At 68.9% G+C, this 5,196-nt stretch carries 1 protein-coding gene; it reads right to left on the bottom strand.

Annotation, left to right across the window (positions count from 1 at the left end; all coding sequences use genetic code 11):
• On the bottom strand, positions 1–5,196 hold a 5,196-nt coding region (locus CAG41_RS27960; RefSeq protein ID WP_139835006.1), incomplete at both ends, for an amino acid adenylation domain-containing protein.

The raw sequence follows: 5,196 nt of genomic DNA, 5'->3' as shown, positions 1-5,196 counted from the left end.
GCGGCGGCCACGGCGTCGGGCCGTTGCGCGGCCTGGGCCTCGAAGCGTTGCTGGGTGGTGAGGCCTTGCGGGTAGTCGGCGGCGGTGGCGTTGAAGCCGTGCAGCACTTGCTCGCGTTCCGCCGCCGTCAGGATCGTCAGTTGATCGATCGGCAGGTTCGGCGACTGCTCCAACGCAAGCGCCAGGCGCTCCAGCGCGCCGTGCATGTATCCGCAGATCCGCCGGGCCTCGATCCCCGCCCCGGTCAACGCCGTCAGGCTGAAATCCTCGCCCAGGTCATCGACGCTGAGGGTCACGGGATAGTTGGTGTGTTCCTCGGCCTCCAGCAATCGCATGCCCTGCCAGGCGCGCTCCGCCTCGGCGGAGGCTGCACCCTGCGGTGCGCTGTGGCGGTAATTGAGCAACGTGCCGAACAGCGGCGTGCCCGGCGCCATGGCGCTGCAATGCTGCACCAGCGCCAGTTGCACGTGTTCATGCTCCAGCAGTTGGTTCAAGCGTTGCTGGACGGCCAGCGCGGCGGCCTTCACGGTTTGCCCGGTCAGGCCGATGCGCAACGGCAAGGTATTGACGAACACCCCCGGCGACCGCTCGACACCCTCGCCACCGTGCAGGCGGCCGAGCAGGACGGTGCCAAATACCACGTCGTCGCGGCCCGCCAGTTGCCCCAGCACCTGAGCCCAGGCCAGGTGCATCAGGCTGGCGACGCTGATGCCCAGGCGTCGGGCCTGGCGCCGCAGCGTACGGCTGAGCGGATTGTCCAGCGTCAGGTGCGCCCGCGCCGTCTCGCCGCCCTGGGCGGCATGGCGGCCATAGGGCACGGTCGCTTCCTCGACATCGCCAAGCATCGCCCGGAAGAACGCCTCGTGCGCCCGGTCGTCGAGGCCCGAATGCGCGCGGGCCACGTGGTTGCGGTACGGCACCGGTTCCGCCAAGCGCTGCTCGTGACCGAGCAGCACGGCGTTCATCTCGTGTTGCAGCACCTCAAGCGCTACGTGATCCATCACCAGGTGATGGAACAGCAGCAGCGCCACCACGCGCCGGTTGTCCGCATCCCAGGCATGCACCACACGCAGCAACGGTGCCTGATCCACGGCCATGCGGTAATGCCGGACATTGAACCGCGCGCGCAACTGCGTCAGCGCGTCCCCCGCCTCCGCGTCCAGCTCCAGCGTTTCGCTCACCAGCGACGCCTGGCGCCAGACCACCTGCACCGGTTCGTCCAGCCCTTCGTAGTAGAACGAGGTGCGCAGGATGTCGTGACGGTCGATCACATGCTGCAAGGCCTCGGCGAACGCGTTCAGACGCTGCTCGTCGGCGAAGGCGAACTGCGCCTGCAGCACGTACGGATCGCCCTCGGTGGCCGTCAGGTGATGGAACAGGATCCCGGCCTGCAACGGCGCCAGCGGGTAAATGTCCTGCACGTTGGCCGCGCCGCCAGGGATGCCGGCGACGATGCGGTCGATGTCGGCCTGCTCCAGCGCAACCAGCGGCAACAGCTCAGGCGTGATCCGCCGGCAGTCCGGCGCGATGCGGTTGGCCGGCACTTCGGCTTCCGGCGCCCCGCCGACGGCGGCCGCCAGTGCGGCGAGGGTCGGCTGGTTGAACAGCACGCGCACGTCTGCCGTCAGGCCGGCGCGGCGCATGCGGGCGACCAGATTGACCGCCAGCAGCGAGTGCCCGCCCAGTTCGAAGAAATGATCATGACGCCCGACCCGCTCGACGTTGAGCAGCTCGGACCACAGTTGCGCAAGGGTGATTTCCGTCTCGCCGACCGGGGCCTCGTACTGGCGCACGCTCGCCGCAGCCTGATCCGGCGCCGGCAACGCCTTGCGGTCGAGCTTGCCGTTGGGGCTCAGCGGCCAGGCGTCCAGATGCACGAACAGCGCCGGCACCATGTAGTCCGGCAGGTGTTCGAGCAGCCGTGTGCGCAGGTCCTCCACCGATTGCGCTGTGCCGGTGTAGTACGCCACCAGCCGCTTGTCCCCCGGCACGTCCTCCCGGGCCAGCACCGCCGCTTCCTGCACGCCGTCCAGGGCGCTCAGGCGCGACTGGATCTCGCCCAGCTCGATGCGCAGGCCGCGGATCTTCACCTGGTCGTCGTTGCGGCCCAGGTATTCGATGTTGCCGTCGGCCAGCCAGCGGGCGACGTCGCCGGTGCGGTACATCCGGCCCTGCGGCCGGAACGGATCCTCCAGGAACCGTTCGGCGCTGAGCGGCGCACGGTTGAGGTAACCCCGCGCCACTTGCACGCCGCCGATGTACAGCTCGCCGACCACGCCCAGCGGCACCGGTTGCCGTTGCCCGTCGAGGATGTACATCCGAGTGTTGGCGATCGGTTTGCCGATGGGGGTGTTGTCCGGCGTGGTGTCGAGGGGGCCCGCGCAGTCCCACGCGGTGACGTCCACCGCCGCTTCGGTCGGGCCGTACAGGTTGTGCAGGCCGATACCCGGCAACTGCCGCTTGAAGCGCCGCACCAGGCTGCCCGGCAGCGCCTCGCCGCTGCACATCACCTGACGCAGGTCGGCGCAGCGGGCGGTGTCGCCATGGGCGAGGAACACGTCGAGCATCGACGGCACGAAGTGCAGCGTGGTGACGCGCTCCGCCGCGATGATGTCGCTCAGGTACTGCGGATCCTTGTGGCCCTCGGGCCGGGCCATGACCAGCCGCGCCCCGGTCATCAGCGGCCAGAAGAACTCCCACACCGACACGTCGAAGCTGAACGGGGTCTTTTGCAGCACCGTGTCCTTGGCGCTCAGGCGGTAGGCGTCCTGCATCCACAGCAGGCGGTTGACCACACCGGAATGCTCGTTGATCACGCCCTTGGGTTGGCCGGTGGAGCCGGAGGTGTAGATCACGTAGGCCATGTGCTGCGGGGTCAGGCCCTGCGCCGGCAGGTTGTCGGCAGGTTGCGATGCCCAAACCGCTTCGTCCAGGTCGACCACCTGGGCGGCGGATTCGCCGAGCACACTGCGGGTCGCGCCGTGCACCAGCACCGCCAGCGGGGCGCTGTCGTCCAGCATGTAGGCCAGGCGTTCCGCCGGGTAGGCCGGGTCCAACGGCACGTAGCCGCCGCCGGCCTTGAGGATCGCCAGCAGGCCCACCACCATCTCCGGGCTGCGCTCGACGCAGATCCCCACCCGCGCATCCGGGCCCACGCCCAAGCCGCGCAAGTGACGGGCCAGGCGGTTGGCCTGGCGGTTCAGCTCGGCGTAGCTCAAGGAACGGTCGCCGCTCTTGACCGCCACGGCCTGCGGCGTGCGCAAGGCCTGGGCCTCGAACAGGCCATGGATCGTCTGTTGCAGGTCGTAGTCGACGTCGGTGGCGTTGAGATCGAACAGCAACGCCTGCCGTTCGTCTTCCGCCAGCATCGGCACCTGCTCCAGCACCGCGTGGTCATCACTGGCCATCGCTTGCAGCAGCCGCTGCAGGTAACCGAAGTAACGCACGACCGTCGCTTCGTCGAACAACGCCGTGGCGTACTCCAGCGTGCCGCGAAGCTCGCCTTGCGCCTCGCGCAGGGTCAGCGACAGGTCGAACTTGGCGAAGTGGCTGGGCTCGGCGACGCCTTCGAGCGCCAGGTTGTCGAGGACCAGGCGTTCGCCCTGACGGCTCTCCCAACTGAACAGGGTCTGGAACAACGGGCTGTGGGCCAGGCTGCGCTCCGGCTTGACGATGTCCACCACTTGCTCGAACGGCAGGTCCTGGTGGGCCTGGGCTTCCAGCGTGCGGGCCTTGACCTGGGCCAGCAGCGCTTCGGTGCTCAGCTCGCCCGAGGTGTCGATGCGCAGCGCCAGGGTGTTGACGAACATGCCGATCAGGTCTTCGATCTCGGCCCGGCCACGGTTGGCCACCGGCGAGCCGATCACCACGTCCGCTTGGCCGGACAGGCGCGCCATCAGCATCGCCCACGCGCCCGTCAGAGCCATGTACAGCGTCACGCCGTGGCGCTGGCACAACGCGTTGAGGCCGGCGGTCAGGCGTTCATCCAAGGTGATTTCGATCTGGCGGCCGGCGTAGTCCTGCTGCGCCGGCCGCGGCCGGTCGGTGGGCAAGGCCAGCAAAGCCGGCGCGCCGCTCAGGGTCTGGCGCCAGTAGTCGCTCTGGCGTTGCAGCACCTCGCCGCTGAGCCAGCGGCGTTGCCACACGGCGTAGTCGGTGTACTGCAAGGCCAGCGGCGGCAGCGGATCGGGCTCGCCGTGGCTGAAGGCCTGGTAAAGCGCCATCAGCTCGCGGGTCAGCACGCCCATGGACCAACCGTCGGTGACGATGTGGTGCAAGGTCAGCAGCAAGACGTGGTGATCATCGGCCATGCGCACCAGCCGTCCGCGGATCAGCGGATCGCCCTCCAGGTCGAACGGGGCCGACGCTTCGCCCTCGATCAACGCCAGCAACGCGTCTTCGGCCTGCGGGTGGCGGCGCAGGTCTTCAGCCTGCAACGGCAAGCCGCTGTCCACCGGGGCGATCAGCACCTCGGCTTCGTCATTGAACTGGGCGAAGCGGCTGCGCAGGGTTTCGTGGCGGGCGACAATCCGCGCCAATGAGCGCTGCAGCGCGTCTTCGTCGAGGCGCCCGCGCAGGCGCAGGGCGATCGGGATGTTGTACGCCGTGTTGGCCCCTTCCATCTGCGACAGGAACCACAACCGCTGCTGGGCGAACGACAGCGGCAGCGCCTGGTCGCGGGGCGCCGGCACGATGTCCGGCAGCGTGCTGCGGCCCGCGCGGGACAGCACCTCGGCCACGGCGGCCAGTTCGGCGTTGGCGAACAGGTCGCTCAGTGCCAGTTCCACGCCCAGGCGCTGGCGCACCTGGGACACCATGCGCATCGCCAGCAGCGAGTGGCCGCCCAGTTCGAAGAAGTGATCGTGGCGCCCTACCCGCTCCACCTGCAATACCTCGGCCCAGACCTGCGCCAATGCGTTCTCCAGCTCGCCCTGGGGCGCCTCGTACTCGCGGGTGAACAACGCGCTGCGCTCGGGTTTCGGCAAGGCCTTGCGGTCGAGCTTGCCGTTGGCGGTCAGCGGCAAGGCGTCGAGCCGGACAAACGCCGACGGCACCATGTATTCCGGCAGTTGGCTCAGCAGGTGCGTGCGCAGTTCGCCCACCTCCAGCGGCTCGACTTGTGCCTGGGCGGTGAAGTACGCCACCAGGCGCACTTGGCCGGGTTCATCCTCCCGGGCCAGCAGCACCGCTTCCTGG

Origin of the sequence: Pseudomonas sp. B35(2017), assembly GCF_002113645.1 — a bacterium.
Lineage (GTDB): Bacteria > Pseudomonadota > Gammaproteobacteria > Pseudomonadales > Pseudomonadaceae > Aquipseudomonas > Aquipseudomonas ekonensis.
The sequence above is the reverse complement of the archived record's forward strand: the minus strand, read 5'-3'. Positions and strand labels throughout refer to the sequence as shown.